At 48.7% G+C, this 17,162-nt stretch carries 13 protein-coding genes; 2 read left to right on the forward strand and 11 right to left on the reverse strand.

What is annotated here, in order from left to right:
• Positions 1-303: 303 nt before the first annotated feature.
• The 4 genes from LL912_RS20935 to LL912_RS20950 all read right to left on the reverse strand — a co-directional run bounded on the left by LL912_RS20935 (position 304) and on the right by LL912_RS20950 (position 5,755).
• A complete protein-coding gene (locus LL912_RS20935) occupies positions 304-831 on the reverse strand; it encodes a dihydrofolate reductase family protein (RefSeq protein WP_235555562.1) in 528 nt (175 codons plus the stop codon).
• A 230-nt stretch (positions 832-1,061) separates the two neighbouring features.
• Positions 1,062-2,651, reverse strand: coding sequence for an ATP-dependent DNA ligase (locus LL912_RS20940; RefSeq protein WP_235555563.1), 1,590 nt, complete (start codon positions 2,649-2,651; stop codon positions 1,062-1,064).
• Positions 2,648-3,664: a ligase-associated DNA damage response exonuclease gene (locus tag LL912_RS20945; protein WP_235555564.1), complete on the reverse strand. Its 1,017-nt coding sequence runs from the start codon at positions 3,662-3,664 to the stop codon at positions 2,648-2,650. Before LL912_RS20945 ends, LL912_RS20940 begins: the two co-directional genes overlap by 4 nt.
• A 480-nt stretch (positions 3,665-4,144) precedes the next feature.
• Positions 4,145-5,755: a Na+/H+ antiporter gene (locus LL912_RS20950; protein WP_235555565.1), complete on the reverse strand. Its 1,611-nt coding sequence runs from the start codon at positions 5,753-5,755 to the stop codon at positions 4,145-4,147.
• Positions 5,756-6,018: 263 nt separating this feature from the next.
• Between LL912_RS20950 and LL912_RS20955 the strand changes: the two genes are divergently transcribed.
• Positions 6,019-8,502, forward strand: a complete 2,484-nt coding sequence (locus LL912_RS20955; protein WP_235555566.1) for a bifunctional YncE family protein/alkaline phosphatase family protein — start codon at positions 6,019-6,021, stop codon at positions 8,500-8,502.
• A 122-nt stretch (positions 8,503-8,624) separates the two neighbouring features.
• Here LL912_RS20955 and LL912_RS20960 read toward each other — a convergent pair whose 3' ends face one another.
• From LL912_RS20960 to LL912_RS20980, 5 genes are all read right to left on the reverse strand, one after another.
• Positions 8,625-8,990: a VOC family protein gene (locus LL912_RS20960; RefSeq protein ID WP_319941336.1), complete on the reverse strand. Its 366-nt coding sequence runs from the start codon at positions 8,988-8,990 to the stop codon at positions 8,625-8,627.
• A 141-nt stretch (positions 8,991-9,131) separates the two neighbouring features.
• The gene (locus tag LL912_RS20965; protein ID WP_235555567.1) at positions 9,132-9,668 is read right to left on the reverse strand and encodes an SRPBCC family protein; all 537 of its coding nucleotides are present in this window, start codon (positions 9,666-9,668) and stop codon (positions 9,132-9,134) included.
• Between the two features lie 35 nt (positions 9,669-9,703).
• Entirely contained in the window at positions 9,704-10,210 is a 507-nt protein-coding gene (locus LL912_RS20970) for a class I SAM-dependent methyltransferase (protein WP_235555568.1), read from the reverse strand.
• A 4-nt stretch (positions 10,211-10,214) separates the two neighbouring features.
• Positions 10,215-10,673 (reverse strand): YciI family protein, encoded by a 459-nt coding sequence (locus tag LL912_RS20975; RefSeq protein ID WP_235555569.1) that lies wholly within the window; start codon positions 10,671-10,673, stop codon positions 10,215-10,217.
• Positions 10,674-10,775: 102 nt separating this feature from the next.
• Positions 10,776-11,228, reverse strand: coding sequence for a DUF1569 domain-containing protein (locus tag LL912_RS20980; protein WP_235555570.1), 453 nt, complete (start codon positions 11,226-11,228; stop codon positions 10,776-10,778).
• A gap of 262 nt (positions 11,229-11,490) precedes the next feature.
• On the opposite strand from LL912_RS20980, the gene LL912_RS20985 reads away from it, so the two are divergent.
• A complete protein-coding gene (locus LL912_RS20985; RefSeq protein WP_235555571.1) occupies positions 11,491-12,240 on the forward strand; it encodes a polysaccharide deacetylase family protein in 750 nt (249 codons plus the stop codon).
• Positions 12,241-12,337: 97 nt separating this feature from the next.
• Here the strand turns inward: LL912_RS20985 and LL912_RS20990 are convergent, their stop codons facing one another.
• Complete coding sequence (locus LL912_RS20990; RefSeq protein ID WP_235555572.1) at positions 12,338-13,864, reverse strand: glycosyltransferase family 39 protein; 1,527 nt, start codon at positions 13,862-13,864, stop codon at positions 12,338-12,340.
• Between the two features lie 57 nt (positions 13,865-13,921).
• Complete coding sequence (locus LL912_RS20995; protein ID WP_235555573.1) at positions 13,922-17,065, reverse strand: ATP-dependent helicase; 3,144 nt, start codon at positions 17,063-17,065, stop codon at positions 13,922-13,924.
• Positions 17,066-17,162 lie beyond the last annotated feature (97 nt).

A 17,162-nucleotide genomic window follows, 5' to 3' on the forward strand; every position in this document is an offset into this window, starting at 1 on the left:
AGACAAGCGAAATGGTGGTTGAGTCCGGTTTACCGGGATGATTTTTTTGGCGTGTCCCTGGCCTTCCATCGCACCAGAACTGCGCACGGCCGGGGCCGGGCAACGGCGAAGCCCTCATGAGCACCATTAAAAACAAATAAAAAAATGGTGAATAAATTCGCTCGCACTCCGCCGCAGGCCCACCGCACAGGGCTTCAGCGGGGTATCCGCTGCCATCCGTCAAGCGGGCTTCCCGTTCTTTAACCCGGTTTGGTCCCTGCATGTCACGCTGAGCCTTCGACAACACCAACAGGAATGGCGATATTATTGCTGTCTTGAGTAATGTAGCAGGACTGCGCCACAGGCAAATGCTTTACACTCTACAAGTTTTAGGGTTAGTTCATTTTTTAGGGGATTGAAGGTTTGTTGCCCGTTTCCTAATGCAGCAGGGTTTGCCAGTACATAATATTCATCAATTAAATCATGTTGTATTAATGATGCTGCAAATGAATCGCCACCATATACAATAATGTCTTTCCCCACTATGTTTTTCAAGGCTTTTATTGCCGGCGCCAGATCGCCGTTTATAATGATTGTATTGTTCCACTTGCTTTCTTTGAGTGTATTTGAAAAAATGGCATTTGGAACTTTTGCAATCCGTTTTCCAAGTTGATACTCACTGTCATTAGGGTTATTTGCTACTTCGGTCCAATAGGGAATAAAGCCTTCCCCGGTTTTTCTGCCGTGCAAAATGCAGTCCACATGCGTGAGATTGTCAATACTAAAATCCGACATCCCGCTGTCCCATTTACCGTCGAGTAAAATATTCATTTGTAATTTTAGCTTTCTCATTCTATTATTTTTTACAAAAGTAATTTGGTTGTCCTGCTTACAAAGCAGGACATTGTGACATCGTAGAGGCTATTTTGCGGCAGATCTCATCCGCCGGCGATGTTGAACCATTGGTGATAGTGCTCACGCTACTCAGGGCCAAAGTTGTTGGTTGTAGCATAATGCCGTATCGATCACTCCGCGATGGCAGGGCGAAGATGATCGTTCTTCTTTAGGCATAGCCAATCAATCTACAACAACGCCCGCAGATCCTCCTTGGTATTGGCTTCCGCTGCGGGCTTGTCCTCGCGCCAGCGCAGGATGCGGGGAAAGCGCAGGGCCACGCCGGATTTATGCCGTTTGCTTTCCTGTATGCCTTCAAAAGCGATCTCAAAAACCAGTTGGGGTTGCACACTTCTTACAGGACCGAATTTTTCGATAGTATGGGTTTTGACCCAGCGGTCGAGCCGCAGGATCTCCTTATCTGTAAGACCGGAATACGCTTTTGTAAACGGCACCAGCTGGTCGCCGTCCCAAACGGCAAACGTATAGTCCGTAAACAGGTTGGACCTTCTGCCGGAGCCGCTTTGTGCATAAATCAGCACCGCATCCACGGTCATCGGGGCGGTTTTCCATTTCCACCAGTTGCCCCGGCGCCGGCCCGTTTCATATACGCTGCTGATCCGCTTAATCATGATGCCTTCACAAAAGAAATCCCTTGCCCGGGCGCGGAACTGCGCGGCTGCTTCCCAGTTGTCAAATTTCAATAAGTGAGATAACTGTAAGACGGAATTAACCGACGGCAGCGCCAGCAGGCTGGTGAGCAACAGTCTGCGTTCTTCCAGTGTTTTGCTGCGGATGTCTTCGCCATTGTATTCCAGCAGGTCATAGCAGATCATGATCAGCGGCACTTCGGTAAGGTGCTTTGTTGTGAGTTTTTTGCGACCGATACGGGTTTGCATTTGGACAAAGGGAAGCACCTGTCCGTCCTTCCAGGGAATAACCTCCCCATCGATCACCGTTCCGTTAGGTAACAATTCTTTCAGCCGGTCAAATTCCGGGAACTTATCAGTAACCAGTTCCTCGCCCCGGCTCCATACAAAAACCTGGTGGTTGCGGACGATGATCTGCCCGCGGATGCCATCGAATTTCTTTTCGAGATACCAGTCGGTGATCGGCCCCAGGCTTTCTTCCGGCGGCCCTTCCAGCGGATACGCCAGGAAAAAGGGATAGGGCAGGTAGGCTTTATGTTCTGTGCTCTGTTCGCCAAAAAGCGATTCCAGGGTTTCGGTTGCGGGATCCCATTTACCCATGAGCCGGTGGGCGATGGCTTTTTCATCCTGACCGATGTATTGCGCCAGGGCTTTAATGACGAGTTGTTTGCTGACCCCCATCCGGAAATTGCCGGTGATAAGTTTATTAAAAACAAAATTGTCTTCACCGCGGTGATCCATCCAGAAGCGGGTAATGAAGGCCTGCTGTTCTTCGGGATTCAATCCGGCCAGTTGTTGCAGGGCCTGCAATAGCTCGGTGAGTGTAAGAACCGGCGCTTCTATGTTTTCCTGGTTGCCGGCCAGCAGCGCCAGTGTTTCTGCCAGATCACCCACGATGTAATACGATTCTTCGATCAGCCACGGGGGCAGACCGGTGAGCGCCGCGATCCATGCCCGCAGGTCGGTAGTCTTAACAGGTCGCCGCGGGCGGTTGCCCATCAGCAGGGTAATGGCCCATAGCCGGTCCTGCGGGGCCGCGTTTTGAAAATAACTAACCAGCGCCGCGATCTTGGCGTTGGTCTTTGTAGTGGCGTCGATCTCCTGGAATAAGGTTACAAAGTCTTTCATTCGGGCGTTTTTTGATCTTCACCGGTAATGGCTTCTTCATTGTTTTCAAAATGGGTGGTGAGCTCCACGGCATTCAGGCCATATTGTTCGCGCAGCCAGCGGCTGTATACTGACTGGTAGCCATGGGTTACATAAATATTCTGGGCACCCGTAGTTTTGATGGCGGTGTTGAGTTGCTCAAAATCGCAGTGATCGCTGAGGGCAAAACCTTTGTCTACCGACAACCGTCGCCGGGGCCCACGCAGGGCCATCCAGCCGCTGCAAATGGCCACACGGCAGGGCTGCAGCCGGCGAAGCCAGGAAGTACCCAGTACACTTTGCGGTGCTACCACAACAGCGTTTTTCAATCGGTCGGCCGGGGTTTCCGGTGTCAGCCATTCACCCGGAAATGAAAGACCGGCCCGGGCCAGGGCTTCATTCATATTGAATACGGCCCCATGCAGCAGGGGTACGCCCAGCTCCGGGTCCAGGTTGGCCAGGATGTTTTGGGCCTTACCTAAAGCATAGCCGATGAGGACACTGCTGTATCCTTCTTTGGCATTTTGCGCACACCAGTGATTGATGTCTTCGTAAATGGCCGCACAGGGGTTGAAATTGTATACCGGCAGTCCGAAGGTGCTTTCGGTAATAAAACTATGACAGGCTACGGGCTCATAGGGTGTGGATACGCCATCATTGAGGAGCTTGTAGTCGCCGGTGACCACCCATACCTCTCCTTTATATTCTAATCGCACTTGTGCAGAGCCGACGATATGGCCTGCGGGATGAAAGCTGAGTGTGGCACCGTTGATGTGGAGTAGTTCGTTATAGTCCAGGGTTTGTATGGAGATGTCTGGCCCCAACCGGTGCCGGAGGATCTCTTTGGTAAGGGTATGGCAGAGATAACTGCCCATATCCGGCCGGGCATGATCGCTGTGTCCGTGCGTGATCACCGCGCGGGGTACGGGCTTCCAGGGATCGATATAAAGATCCGCTGCGGGGAAATAAATGCCTTCTTCTCTGAATTGGAGCATGGGGGCTTTGTATTCAATTTATTCCTGCAAATGACCGGCCAAAAATGGCTGAGGTGATGCTGGTTCCTTGCTTTTAGCATTGCTGAATGCTGTCAATAATAGATAACATTGTACATTGGAAGAGTATCAGTCTGTCGTCATGCTGAGCGCAGCCGAAGCATCCCTGTGTGATATCGGGCATCCCGACTATTGTGAGACCCTTCGGCTTCACTGCGTTCCGGTCAGGGTAACGGAAGAAAGAGCTGTCATTTTCTATAGTTTGTGTGTAAAGAAACCTGGGTGATAGCATAGCAGTCACAATATTCAGCAAGTTCCGCGATAATGCAGCATAGCGCTCATTGCGAAAAATTACCGTCGCCTCGACCGCGGCGGAGCTGCCTTTACGGAGTTGTCCAGGAATGGCAGTTTTATGAAATTGCCTTTTGAGAATGATCCGTAAAATTTTCTCGGCTGCGCTCGAAAAGACGATGTTTTTGGCTGTTAATGTTCAAACCCAGTGATCTTGGCTTCTTCCAGATCCAGCTGCATTTCCTGGTTCCGGATTACCGCATCTTCAAATTGTTGCTCATGCCGCAGCCGCAGCAGCTCATGCCGTTGTACGCGGATCAGGTCGCGGGCAATGTCTTTATTGACGGAGGCGGCTTCTGCATGATGTGCCGAAGTAGCTATGCATTGCAATTTGCTGGACAGTAATTCCAAATCGGTTTCCAGCTTCCTTTTCTGATGGCTCACCAGAGAGTTCTGCGCAATCTGTTTTTGGTAATTCCCATTGATGGCGGTAAGCGCCGCATGTTTCAAGCTGGCCTGTATCAGCGCTTCCTGTTTTTCACGGGGCAGCATTTCATCAATCTCTTTAATGTTCAGCCATTTGATCACCAGGGGTAGGAGCAGGCCCTGTCCCACCAGCGTGATCACAATGATCACAAAGGTTACAAACAGCAATATATCCCGGTGCGGAAAGGCTTCTCCCGAGGGCAGTAATAGCGGAATGGCCAGGGCTGATGCCAGGGATACTACGCCCCGCATGGCGGCAAAACTCATCAGCAGCGGACCACGCCAGCCGGGATGGGGCTCGGTTGCGCGGATCTTTTTGGAGAACCAGCGGGGTGCAAAAGCGATAAGATAACACCAGATAATACGGGTAGCCACAATGATAGCCCCCAGGATCACCGCATATTTGATGCCATCGGCAATAGAATAGTTCTTCATGCCCTGTACCACGAGCGGCATTTCCAAACCAATCAGGATAAAGATAAACGCGTTGATCAAAAAGATAAGCGTGCTCCAAACGTTGGCTGCCTGTATACGTGTGGTATGGCTCAAAAAGCAATGCGAATGATATGACATCATGAGTCCACCTGCCACCACGGCCAGTACGCCGGAAAAATGAAGCCGCTCTGCCATTATATACATCACATACGGGACCACAAGGGTCAACACGGTATCGATATTGGAGTTGGACCGGATCCGGTTGAGCAGCCAGGCAAAAGCAAAACCAACAGCCAGTCCCACCACGATGCCTCCGGTTGCCATGATGAGGAGGTCCTTCAGCGCGTGATACCATACAAACTGGCCGGTCATCACCGCCGCTAGGGCAAACTTAAATACGATCAGGCTCGAAGCGTCATTCACCAGGCTTTCACCTTCCAGAATCGTGATATCGCGTTTGGGAATCTTCATATGTTTTAAAACCGAGGTAGCAGCAACTGCATCGGGTGGTGAATTGATACCGCCCAGCAAAAAACCGAGTGCCAGGGTGAGTCCGGGGATGAGAGCAGAAGAAGCAAAGGCCACAACCAGCGCAGTAAGGAACACGAGCCCGAATGCCAGCAGGAAGATCGGCCGGCGCCATTTCCAGAAATCCTTCCAGGAGGTGAACCAGGCCGCTTCAAAAAGGATGGGCGGCAGGAAGATGAGGAACACGATATCCGGGTTGATCTGCAACACCGGCATACCGGGGGTAAGACTGATGAGCAGCCCGGCAATGACCAGGAAGATTGGGTAGGCCACTTTGAGCCGTTGTCCCAATATGACCAAAAGCATTACGCCTAATACAACTCCTATCGAGATGAGTAAGTAATCATGTATCATATACGATGTTTGATAGCGGTTCGTGTTTTTTAAACGCCTGAGATTTTTATAACCACAGGCGGCCTCTTTTTGTTCAATGCAAATGTACGAGGAGCGGTGTATTGAACATGGCCGGGCGGAATGTCATTAAACTGTCGGGAAAATACGAGGGGCACTCGTCCCGTTTTCCTGGTTACAAATTAATAACCCCGCCATCGTTTTTTCTGTTAGTTTTGCGCATTGCTTATTTTTATCTTCCAAACTCATTCACACCTTTTCAGATAATGAAACGTTTTTTATTTGCCATTTGCCTTTTAGCAACCGGATCCCTTGTCCTGGCCCAGGATCTTTCAGCTATTGAACGCAGCCGGGTACGGCTTCCAAACGGCTGGTCGCTGACACCCGTTGGTAAAAGTCTTCCGCTGGGTGATCTTCCACTAAATATCGCCATAAGCCGCAGCGGACGTTATGCGGCCGTTACCAATAACGGGCAAAGCACCCAAACCATCCAGTTGCTGGATGCAAAGAACGACCAGGAGCTGGATAAAGTGACCATCAACCGGTCATGGGGCGGCCTGGTATTCAGCGCTGATGAAAAATACCTGTATGCTTCCGGTGGTGATGATAACCTGATACTCCGCTATTCCATAACCGGGAATAAACTGGTCACAAGTGATACCATCCGCCTGGGCGCCCCCTGGAACAGCAAGACGGACAAGGGCTCTATTTCACCCACCGGCATTGCCCTGGATGACGCGAAAGGCATCCTGTACGTGGTAACAAAGCTCGATAACCGGCTTTATGTGGTAGATCTGAAGACAAAAAAAATCCTGCAGAAAGAAGACCTCGGCACCGCGGCCTATACCTGTCTTTTATCGCCCGACAGGTCCAGTCTTTATATAAGCCTTTGGGGTGGTGACCAGGTGGCCATCTATGATACAAAAGCCCGGCAGTTCAATGAGCCGGTTACCGTAGGCGATAATCCAAATGATGGCTGCCTGTCGAAGAACGGACGCTATCTGTATGTAGCCAATGCTAATGATAACACGGTTTCTGTCATAGACCTGAAAAAGAAGGAAGTGATTGAAACCCTAAACACGGCCGTATATCCCACAAAGCTGAGCGGTACCACCAGCAACGCAGTGGCATTGAGCAAGGATGACAAGACCCTGTACATTGCCAATGCCGACAATAACTGTATTGCTGTATTTGATGTAAGCGATCCCGGTCATAGCAGTTCGCACGGGTTTATTCCCACCGGATGGTATCCCAGCTCCGTGCGCCTGGTCAATAATAAACTGTATGTAGCCAATGCCAAGGGATTTTCTTCGCTGCCCAATCCCCGTGGTCCAAACCCTGCAAGCAAAAAAGAAACCGTTGTCCTGCATGAAGGGGATACCAGGAAGCCCAAACGGGTTCAGCATATCGCAGGCGGTCTGCTAATGGGCACCCTGAGTATCATTCCGGTTCCGGGCGAAAAAGAATTGTCCGTTTATGCACAGGCCGTTTATCACAACACGCCGCATAACAACCAGCGGGAACTGGATGCGGAGGGTGAAACCGGGAACCCCATCCCACGAAAGGTAGGCGATCCTTCTCCCATCAACTATGTTTTTTATATTATTAAGGAAAACCGAACCTATGACCAGGTATTGGGTGATCTTCCCGGCGGGAATGGCGATACCAGTCTGGTTTTATTCGGACGAAAGGTGACGCCCAACCAGCATGCGCTTGCCGAACAATTTGTATTGCTGGATAATTTTTATGTGGATGGAGAAGTAAGCGCCGATGGGCATAATTGGAGCATGGGTGCTTATGCAACGGATTATATGGAAAAGAACTGGCCCACCAGTTATGGCAAAAGAGGAAAGGGCGCTGTGGCTGATACGCGATTTAACAAGGTCTATATCTGGGATCAGGCAGCCCGGCATAACGTCAGCTACCGCACCTACGGGGAATTTGTATCCGGAGCCAATGCTCCGAATATTCCTGTTTTGAAGGATCATATTTCAACCAGTTTTTCTCCGAAGGCTTTTGAGGTGAGGGATACAACGCGCGTACGTGCCTGGGCCCGGGAATTCGATTCATTACTGCAACATCAGGCGCTGCCCCGCTTGTCCACCATCCGTTTACCTAATGATCATACGCAGGGAACGGCTCCAGGCAAGGCAACGCCCTTTGCAAATGTGGCGGACAATGATCTGGCAGTTGGCATGCTGGTGGAACATCTTAGTAAAAGCCCTGTATGGGAACAAAGCGTAGTGTTTATATTGGAAGACGATGCTCAAAATGGCCCTGATCATGTAGATGCCCATCGCTCTCCTGCTTATATAGCCGGGGGCTATGTAAAAAGGAATTTTGTAGATCACACCATGTATTCCACATCTTCTATGCTGCGCACTATGGAATTGATACTCGGGATGCCGCCCATGACCCAATATGATGCGGCCGCTGTTCCCATGTGGCGCTGCTTCAATAACACGCCAAACAATGCCGGGTTTACCGCTCTTCCTGCACAAGCAGATCTGGATGCCGTAAACCCGGAAAAAAGCAAGCTGGCCGCCCTCTCCAAAGGATTGGATTTTTCCGATATCGACCGGGTACCGGATGCTATTATGAACGAAATGGTATGGAAAGCCGTTAAAGGGGAACATGCAAAGCCACCCACTCCGGTGCGGGCCGCATTCCTGAAAACCATTAAAAAGGCAGACGAGGATGACGACGACTCGAGACTTCGCAGGGGCGTCTGGCTGATTTTCAGCATTTAAAGATGCAAGCTGCCCGCCCGGATGAACCGTTCGGACGGGCAACGCAGCGCTGATACCCTTGGCAAACAGGGATATGAAACATAAAGGTGCAGCGCACGGCAATATAAGATCTGCACAAACTGTTATAGCTTACTGGGGATTTTTGTGAAGCTGATCATCCAGTTAATGGAAAACCGATCGGTACACATGCCAAAATAATCGCCCCAGAAAGTGTCTGCCATCGGCATGGTTGCCTTGCCACCTTCAGAAAGCGCTCCAAATATGCGGTCCGCCTCTTCCCGGGAACCTGCTGTAAAAGAGATCGTGATATTGTTGCCCACTGTAAAACCGGATGCCCATTCACCACCGGTATCGCTGCCCATTAAAATGGTGTTGCCAATAGGCAGCGATATGTGCATGATCTTATTGCCGTCTTCCTCGGGGTATGGTGTAACCTTCCTGTGGCGGCATGTCTCTAAAACGGCCAACAAAATCGAACGCGCCTCCAAAAATGGAGCAATAAGCGTTAAACGCTTCTTCGCAGTTTCCCGGTAAAGGTGATGTAGGGATTGATGTGTGCCATAATGCTTTTTGTCTTTGTATTTTGACCATCACACCAAAGCATTGCAAAAGTAGTGCGCTGCTTCATGTTATTGTTCCGCCAGTTTTTTTAGCCGCTGCAAACCCAGGGTAAAATCCGGATCCATCATTTTTTCCATGTTCATAAAGAGCTTCATGATCCGGAACGGGTAGGGCATTTCGCTGTTAAAACCCCAGGTGGCCTTAGTGCCGGAGCCGGCGGCTTCCAATTTTACATAAGCCTGCGCGTCGCTTTCGTAAGGGGTATAAAATTTGAGATCGGTTTCGATCAGCGATGGCGCGCTTACGGCTCTGATGGTTTGGCAACCTTTACCTACATCCTTTTTCTGACTCTCCCAGCAGAACCGGGCACCAGGCGTACCATCGGTACCTTCGTTGTTTTTTTTCATTTCGGGATCTTTGTCTGTCCAGGGGCTCCAGGTATTCATGGCGGCCAGGCTGTTGACATGGGTCCACACCTTATCAATGGGCGCATTGATGGCTACCGATTTTTCAAATTTGATTTTGCCGTCTACAAATGCAGCGATCAGCAGTACCAGCAAGATGAGTACTGCTATTACCAGCAGGATCTTTTTAAGAATACGCATGTTTTGATTTTTTATCGTTAGAAAAATGGAATGTTTTAAAGCGTGAAAGAGATCGCATACATACCTCCTCCGTGATATACAGAAGGCCGGGTTCCCATCAAATGAAAATTCCTGAAACCGCACCGGCTGGCCAGTTGTTTAGCCTTCAGCAAAGGTACAGGAAAAGGGACCCACTTATTTGCGGTAAGGGTATCGTATTCAACCAGCACCAGCATGCCCGCCGGCTCCAGTTGTTGCCGGAGCCTTGCAATCAATGCCTGTGGGTCTTTTATATAGTGTAATGAATTGGCCATGAGGATGCCGGAAAGCGGCGGTACGGGCAATGCCGCTGTTTCAAAATTGAGTTGTATAAAGCGGATGCCCGGCTCGTGGAGCCGTTGTATATTTTTATCAAAAGCATATACGACACTTCCCGGCGGAAGCAGGCTGTACAAGGCATAGGTAAAGGTGCCGGAGCCGCAGCCCAGATCAGCCCATTGGAGCGGCTTACCCGAGGGCAGTGGTAAATCCTTGATCAGACTCCTTGCTTCCCCGATATCCATCTTATTAATGTTTGCTTTTTTCGATCTGCGTATGAAAGGGAAGGTACATCGGCAATGCCGCCGATCCATACCAGCCATAGATCTCCGTTTTAAGAAGTCCTGATTTTACAGCCGGATCGGAGGCCAGCAAGGCTTCTGTTGCTTCTTTTGTTTTGGTGGTGAAAATGAATAGCCCCCGGTATTGCAGCAGGTTTTTGGCGAACGGGCCGGCGATGATCAGTTTATGATCTGCTACCAGTTTACTGATATTTTCCATATGCCCTTTAAAAAGAACCGTCACCTTCTCTTTATCAGTAATCGTACTGTCGCCTGTTTTTAATAGCACAAACTGGTACATCCGCATCCCGTATGCGTCGGCACCCAGGCTATCGGCCAGGTATTGATTGTAATGATTAGCGGGTGATTCCGTTTGGGAACGGCCTGTAAAAGGAACCAGCACCATGAGGAGTAATAGTCGCAGCATTTGTAAAGGATTTAATACGAATGATTCGCTGCTACTAATTTACGTTTATTTTGACAGGCATGCGTTGTTTTTTATCCCTTCCTGAAAACGTTTTTTTGCTGGTTATACCCCAAACTGTCTTAGATGGTGGTCCAGGTGTTTGGAGAACATGGTATTCCATTCCATTTGGGTAAGTGGACCAAAAGAATGAGATTCCTTGCCATCGAAATGGGTACCACCCAGTTCCTGGGTTTGACGGATATAGTCAATTAACCTCGTTTTTTCTCTGTCAAAATCGCGGGGGCTGGTGATCAGGAAATGCGGAGCGGTTTTTATATTACGCTTATAGGGCGCATCGCCTACAACAGTTTTTTTAATAAAGGTTTTCATAATCCATTTGAGAAAGCCTTTGGGCTTTGGATATTTGTCGGTATAAACCGTTTCGTACATCACGCAAAGATGCGCCAGCATCTGACCCACGCTCATTTTGCCCCAAAGTGGTTTGCTTTCGGGTGTAAGTTGCTCAATGCGGTTGATCATGGTTTGGGCCCCTTCGGGGGAAAAGATATTGGTCATAAGCGAAATGATTTAGAGTGTAAAAATAGTTATTCTTTAGATAGCGGGGCAAGGAAAGCCCCAAGCTATAAAGCAACGCAAGGGGGTTAGCTATTCGTTCATTCCCAGGCCTTCCGCCTTCCTGGCAACCCTAAACAATAAGGCGCCGCATCATTGCTCCCTGGTGCCGCTGCGTGCAGCCCTCCGTTACAACAAATAATTTTTCTCCAAAACGATGCGTATTTTTTTATTTAGTAGTTTTAAATACGAACAACCTCTTCTTATGCATGCTTTATCAAAAATTATCCTTGTTGGCGTTCTGGTTGGACTGAATGCCTGTTTGTCGGGAACTTCACAGCCACAAGGTACCGCGCAAAAAAAATGTACGATTTATCTGACGTTCGACGACGGCCCGCTGAACGGCAGCGAGAACATCGATAGCGTGATCCTTGCCGAAAAGATCAAGATCAGCGTTTTCCTGGTAGGCGCGCACGTGGAGGCCAACCGCCGCATGGACACGTATTTTAAATACTATGAAGAGAACCCCTACATCGATGAATACAATCACAGTTATTCACATGCATACAATCACTATGAAAAGTTTTACAGTAATCCGCAAACGACCATTGCGGACATTTTGAAAAACCAGCAATTGCTGAAACTGCATTATAAAATTGTGCGGCTACCGGGAAGGAATATGTGGCGGCTGAATGGAAAGAAGCGCGACGATGGGATCAGCGGAGCCTCAACCGCGGACGGATTGGCTGCGAAGGGGTACAAGGTGATCGGGTGGGACCTGGAGTGGCAGCACCACCCCGATGGCCGGCCGGTGCAAACGGTAACAGCGATGTTTGATGAAATTGCACAGCGTTGTAAAACGGGAAACACCTTTACACAGGGAAATATTGTATTGCTGATCCATGATGAAATGTTCCAGACAAAATGGGAGGAAAGTGCGCTGAAACAACTCGTTGACCGGCTGAAAGCAAGCGGGGACTATACTTTTGAGCAGATACGGTTTTATCCACAGTAGGCGGTAAAGGCGCCTGAACATAAAGCGGCAAAGGGCGTAATGCCACTTTCTATAGTTCCGCGTGTCCCATCTTTATGATAAAAATAATCCAGGCATGTTAGTACCAGCGTCTTTGCATGGTGTCGAGTTCGGCTTTTAAACGGTTGTTGATATCAACCCACGCATTTTTAAATACAAAAATGGTAGTGCGATATTCCCTTGCGAAACTATTTGTAACCGAATCCCCAACAAATGACTGCTGAAAATATGGACCGGTTATGCTCAACTCTGTAGAAGGCGTTTCATGCTCTTTTATGCGTATAAGATGTTGATAGGGCTGTTTTAAATTAAACCAATGGAGGTAGTCTGCATTAAACGAAAAAGCACGGATTCCCTTGGTGGTATAAAAATTAATGGCTCCTGCCTGGCCATAATTGTCGCAAAGGACCATTGTTTTTCCCGTAACAGGCATTTTCATATACAAGCTGTCTGTTTTACGGGCCAGCTCTTCCCAGCCCAACATGTCCGAAAAATCCTGGGGTAAGGCATGCTCTTTGCCATCCTCCCAGCGCAGCAGTCCCAGTTTTTTGTAGGCTTCGGGATGCTTCGCAATTTGCAAGGGACTTTTATTTGGAAAGCCTACCCGGAAAATGGGTATAAAGCAGAGCAACGGTAAAGCAACGCTGATCGGTTTAAGCAGGGTTACCCATCGCCCGTTTAGTATTTTTGAAAGATAAGTGGCCCCAAAGGCAATATATATCGGGTACAAACCAATGGCATAATAATCTTTAGCCCTGAAATAGATGAATAAGGCGACTGTGAAGACATAAGACCAGAAGAACAACCGGTATTTTTTAAATGGAGGGTAAAATAACAGTGCGTAAAAACCTGCGAGGATCACCGGAAGGGCGCCTAAGAAAAAAAGAAACTGTGTTTTTATAAAGCCGCTTCTGCTAACATGTATCAGCTGTGTCCGTTTTAACTCATTCATATGGTGAATTACCGGGAAATGATGTGTGTACTGCCACCACAGGTTGGGGAGAATAAGTATAAGCGCAACACCTGCGGCAGTATAGACCTGCGGCCGGCCCAGTATTTTTCGCTGCGGTGTCAGAATCAGAGCTGGGAGAAGGCCTATGAGCAAAAATGCAATATTGTACTTATTTAAAACGGCCAGCGCAAACACCACAGCTCCTGCGTACAGCCATGTTGTTTTTTGGGTGTTCAGGTATTTGATAAACACAAAGTAAAACAGCGTCCAACCTAGTACATCGAGAGAGTTGGGCTGAAACAATATATTTAATCTCAGCAATACCGAGAACAGCATACCGGTTGCCCCCAGGAGCAGTGCAAAAAGATCGCCCTTTAGTTCTTCGATGGTTTTCCAGATTACCCAAATTGTTAAAGCCCCAAACAAAGCGGGAAAAAACCTTACCCAGAAGATCGTGTTTCCCAATAACTTTACAAGCCATGCGATCCATGCTGTGACCGGGGGAACGGAAAGATAGCCCCATGCCAGGTGGTTGGCCTGGTCCAGGTGCAGGAACTCGTCGCGATGCAATTCGTATTCAGGACTTATCAGTGTATACTGCAATACAAATTTAATCAGTATAAATCCGGTCAGGATGATCGTTTTCCTGTTCATTAAAGCAGCTTGGGGGTATGGGATATATCGGTTCAAACTATAAGGAATTCCCGGTGTTTATTCGATATCTTCTTCAAGTGCCTCCAGATCCGTGTACAGCTGGTTGTCCTTTACAAAATTGCACCAGTGACAGTCTTCCTTGCCGCAGCCTTTGTAAAATTCATGGTTCTGGATATGCTCCCAGGTTTCCCGTACCTGCCGGCGTACGATCTCCAGGTGTTCCGGAAGGATCACCACTTTTTGTTTCACAAAATTTTTCTTTTCATCCGGCTCAATAAAATCAAACTCGGTGCTGGCAACTGTCCAGTTCTTGGCCTCGTAATGATCCACCAGCAATTTGTAGAAAACCGCCTGGCGCCAGTAATCACCGCCATTGGGGTCTTTTTCGGAAGGTGGCAATAATTTGGGTTTGGCGTATTTAACGTTCCCTGTTTTGTAATCCACCACATTCACATCTTTACCATTAAATTCCAGTTTATCCAGTTTGCCCTTTAATGGAACGCCGTCTACCACTACGTTCTTGATGTTTAATTCTACGACCACCACTTTATTCCAGGCGTCGATATAGTTGTTGTAGTATTCCGGCAGGATAATGCCGCCCTGCTCCATGCGCCGTTTAAAGGATTCTCGGGTAAAATGCTGGCGGTGGCGCTGCATATACCACTTAAAATCTTCGTAAAGCGATTGCTCTGGCGGAAAGGCATTGGCCGGATGCTCCCGCATCTTCCGGAAAAAACGTTCCAGTGCAAAGTGGATGGCACTTCCGAATTCTGTATTCTCATTTTTACCGGAGGGGATGCGGATAAGGTTCTGGTAGTAGAATCGCAACGGACAGTTAAGATAGTTATTCAACGCGGTTACGTTCATCACAAATTTATCGACTAGGGGCGTGATGAAATCTGCTTCGCGTTGCTCAATGGTGGGGGCCTGTGCCGTGAACTGCAGGAGGCGGAACCGGGTCATTTCCTCTTCCGGTATGGAGCGGAACCGTATTTGCAGCGCATGCTGCTCCTGTATCTCAGCAATGAACATAGAAGGCTCCAGTTCCTTACCGGCATTGTTGCGTTTGGACCAGGAAATATGCAGGTGCTGCTCTGCCCGTGTAAGGGCTACATAAAATACACGCCGCAGCTCCTCGGTGGAATCGCCCTCCGGTTGGGAGCTGAAAATGGTATCGGGTAGTTTAAAAATAGTGGGAAAGCTTTTCTTCTTTTCCCAATAGGATGCATTCACGCCGGCCAGGAACACATATTCAAATTCCAGCCCCTTACTTCCATGGGCTGTAAGCAGGTTCACGCCCTTATCATTGCCGATGGTACGCATCATGGAAAGCGGCACGCCTTCTTTTTCCATCAGGTCGATGATGCTGATCAGTCCGTCCAGGCTGAATGCCGGGTTGCGACTGTTCTCCTCTTTTACAAAATCGAAAAAGGCAGAGAGGTACTGCATCAGCTCTATTTTTTCTACATGTTGCATCACATAAGCCAGCACACCGGCGTTCCGGATCACGCTTTCCACCAGTTGCTGCAACGTAAGGTTCGATACATCGCCGATCAGCTGTTCATACACAATGCTGAACTGTTTGAGCTGGGGATGGATGCCTGTGTCAAAAAGATCTTTGGGCGGCCGGTTGGCTTTTTCGGAAAGCAGCTGGCGCAGGGAAGTGCTTTCCCCTTTAAATTGCCGGTTGTTGACTTCTACATTGAGTTTGGCAATTTCAATTGGAGGGATCTTATAAAAATCGTAGTGGAGCAGTTCAAACAACAGTTCATCTCCACCGTAGGGGATGTCGTGCTCGGCATTGAGGTAGCGGAGGATGGTGATGATCTTCTTGATGAAAGGGTCCTGCAACAGGTTGATGGGCCGTTTGCTAAACACCGGTACCTGCATCAGCCGGAAATAATTGGAGAGCTCTTCCCCGTATTTATTCTCTTTATAGATCACGGCAATCCGGCCCGGTTGTACGCCTTTCCGTACCAACGCATCTACTTCCATGCAGATACCGGCCATTTCTTCTTTTTCGCTGTTGTATTCGATCAGTTCCGGTGGGGTGGTCAGGTGGTTGATGGTTGCATTGGCCGCCGCCAGGTCCTTGCTCAGCCCGGGGAGCTGGGTTACCAGCCGCTCTGTGTTTTTTGCGATTACCGATTTGGAAACATCCAGTATGGGCTGGATGCTGCGGTAGTTGCTGGTAAGTACAATCGTTTTCAATGCGTTCTGGTATTGCTGTGCAAAGTCCAGCATATTTTGCACGTTGGCGCCCTGGAAGCGATAGATGCTTTGATCATCATCACCCACCACGAAAATATTGGGCTGTTCCCAGTAGTTGATCAGTAACTGCACGATCCGGTTTTGGGTACCACTGGTATCCTGGAACTCATCCACGAGGATGTATTGAAAACGCTCCTGGTAGCTTCGCAGCAACGATTCATTTTCTTCAAAGGCCCGGATCACCCAATTGATCATGTCATCAAAATCATAACGGCGTTTTTCATTCAGCATTTGCTGAAAGGCGTCAAATGCATGCACGGCCGCGCGCACTTTTTCAATTTTTTCGGTTGCTTCGGCAATTTTATCGGTGCGCAGATCGCCTTTTTTAAAATCTTTGGTGGCTCTTTTGGTAATGTACTCGTTCCGGTTGGGCAGGTTCTGAATATAGGCATCAATTTTTTCATTGATAAAGGCTGCGGTCCAGCCCTCACGTTTCATAGCGGAAAACAATTGCTGCAGGTGCGGCGCATCAAAATACACATCACCCCGGTAACGTTTTAGCGGATGGTTTTTGGGGAAGGCATCGATCAGTTTTTTAAAGTATTCGATGCGCTCCAGCTCGGAAATTGGATCCAGGGAATTTTTTTCAAAGAGCGAAAGATTATCCTGGATCACATCATTGCAAAACGCATGAAACGTATAAATATTAACTTTATACGCGTCGGCGCCAATGAACTGTTGAAGGCGCTTGCGCATGGCCACCACACCGGCGTCGGTATAGGTCAGGCAAAGGATGTTTTCGGGAAGCACATCTGTGTCCAGCAGGATCTTTCCAATACGGGCCGCCAGGATCTGTGTTTTACCGGTACCGGGGCCCGCAATCACCATTACCGGGCCTTCCAGTGTATCCACCGCAAGGCGCTGCTGATCGTTGAGCTGCTGGTATACTTCCTTAAATTTTTCTTCCAGTTTCTGTTTGGGAAATGCCATCTGTGTATTTATTTATCGTCTGCAGCCGCTGTTTTACGAATGCGGGTTATCATGCTGTGTTTTAAAAATACAAGGTAGTAAAAAATCAATTTATGAG

Origin of the sequence: Niabella agricola (assembly GCF_021538615.1) — a bacterium.
GTDB lineage: Bacteria > Bacteroidota > Bacteroidia > Chitinophagales > Chitinophagaceae > Niabella > Niabella agricola.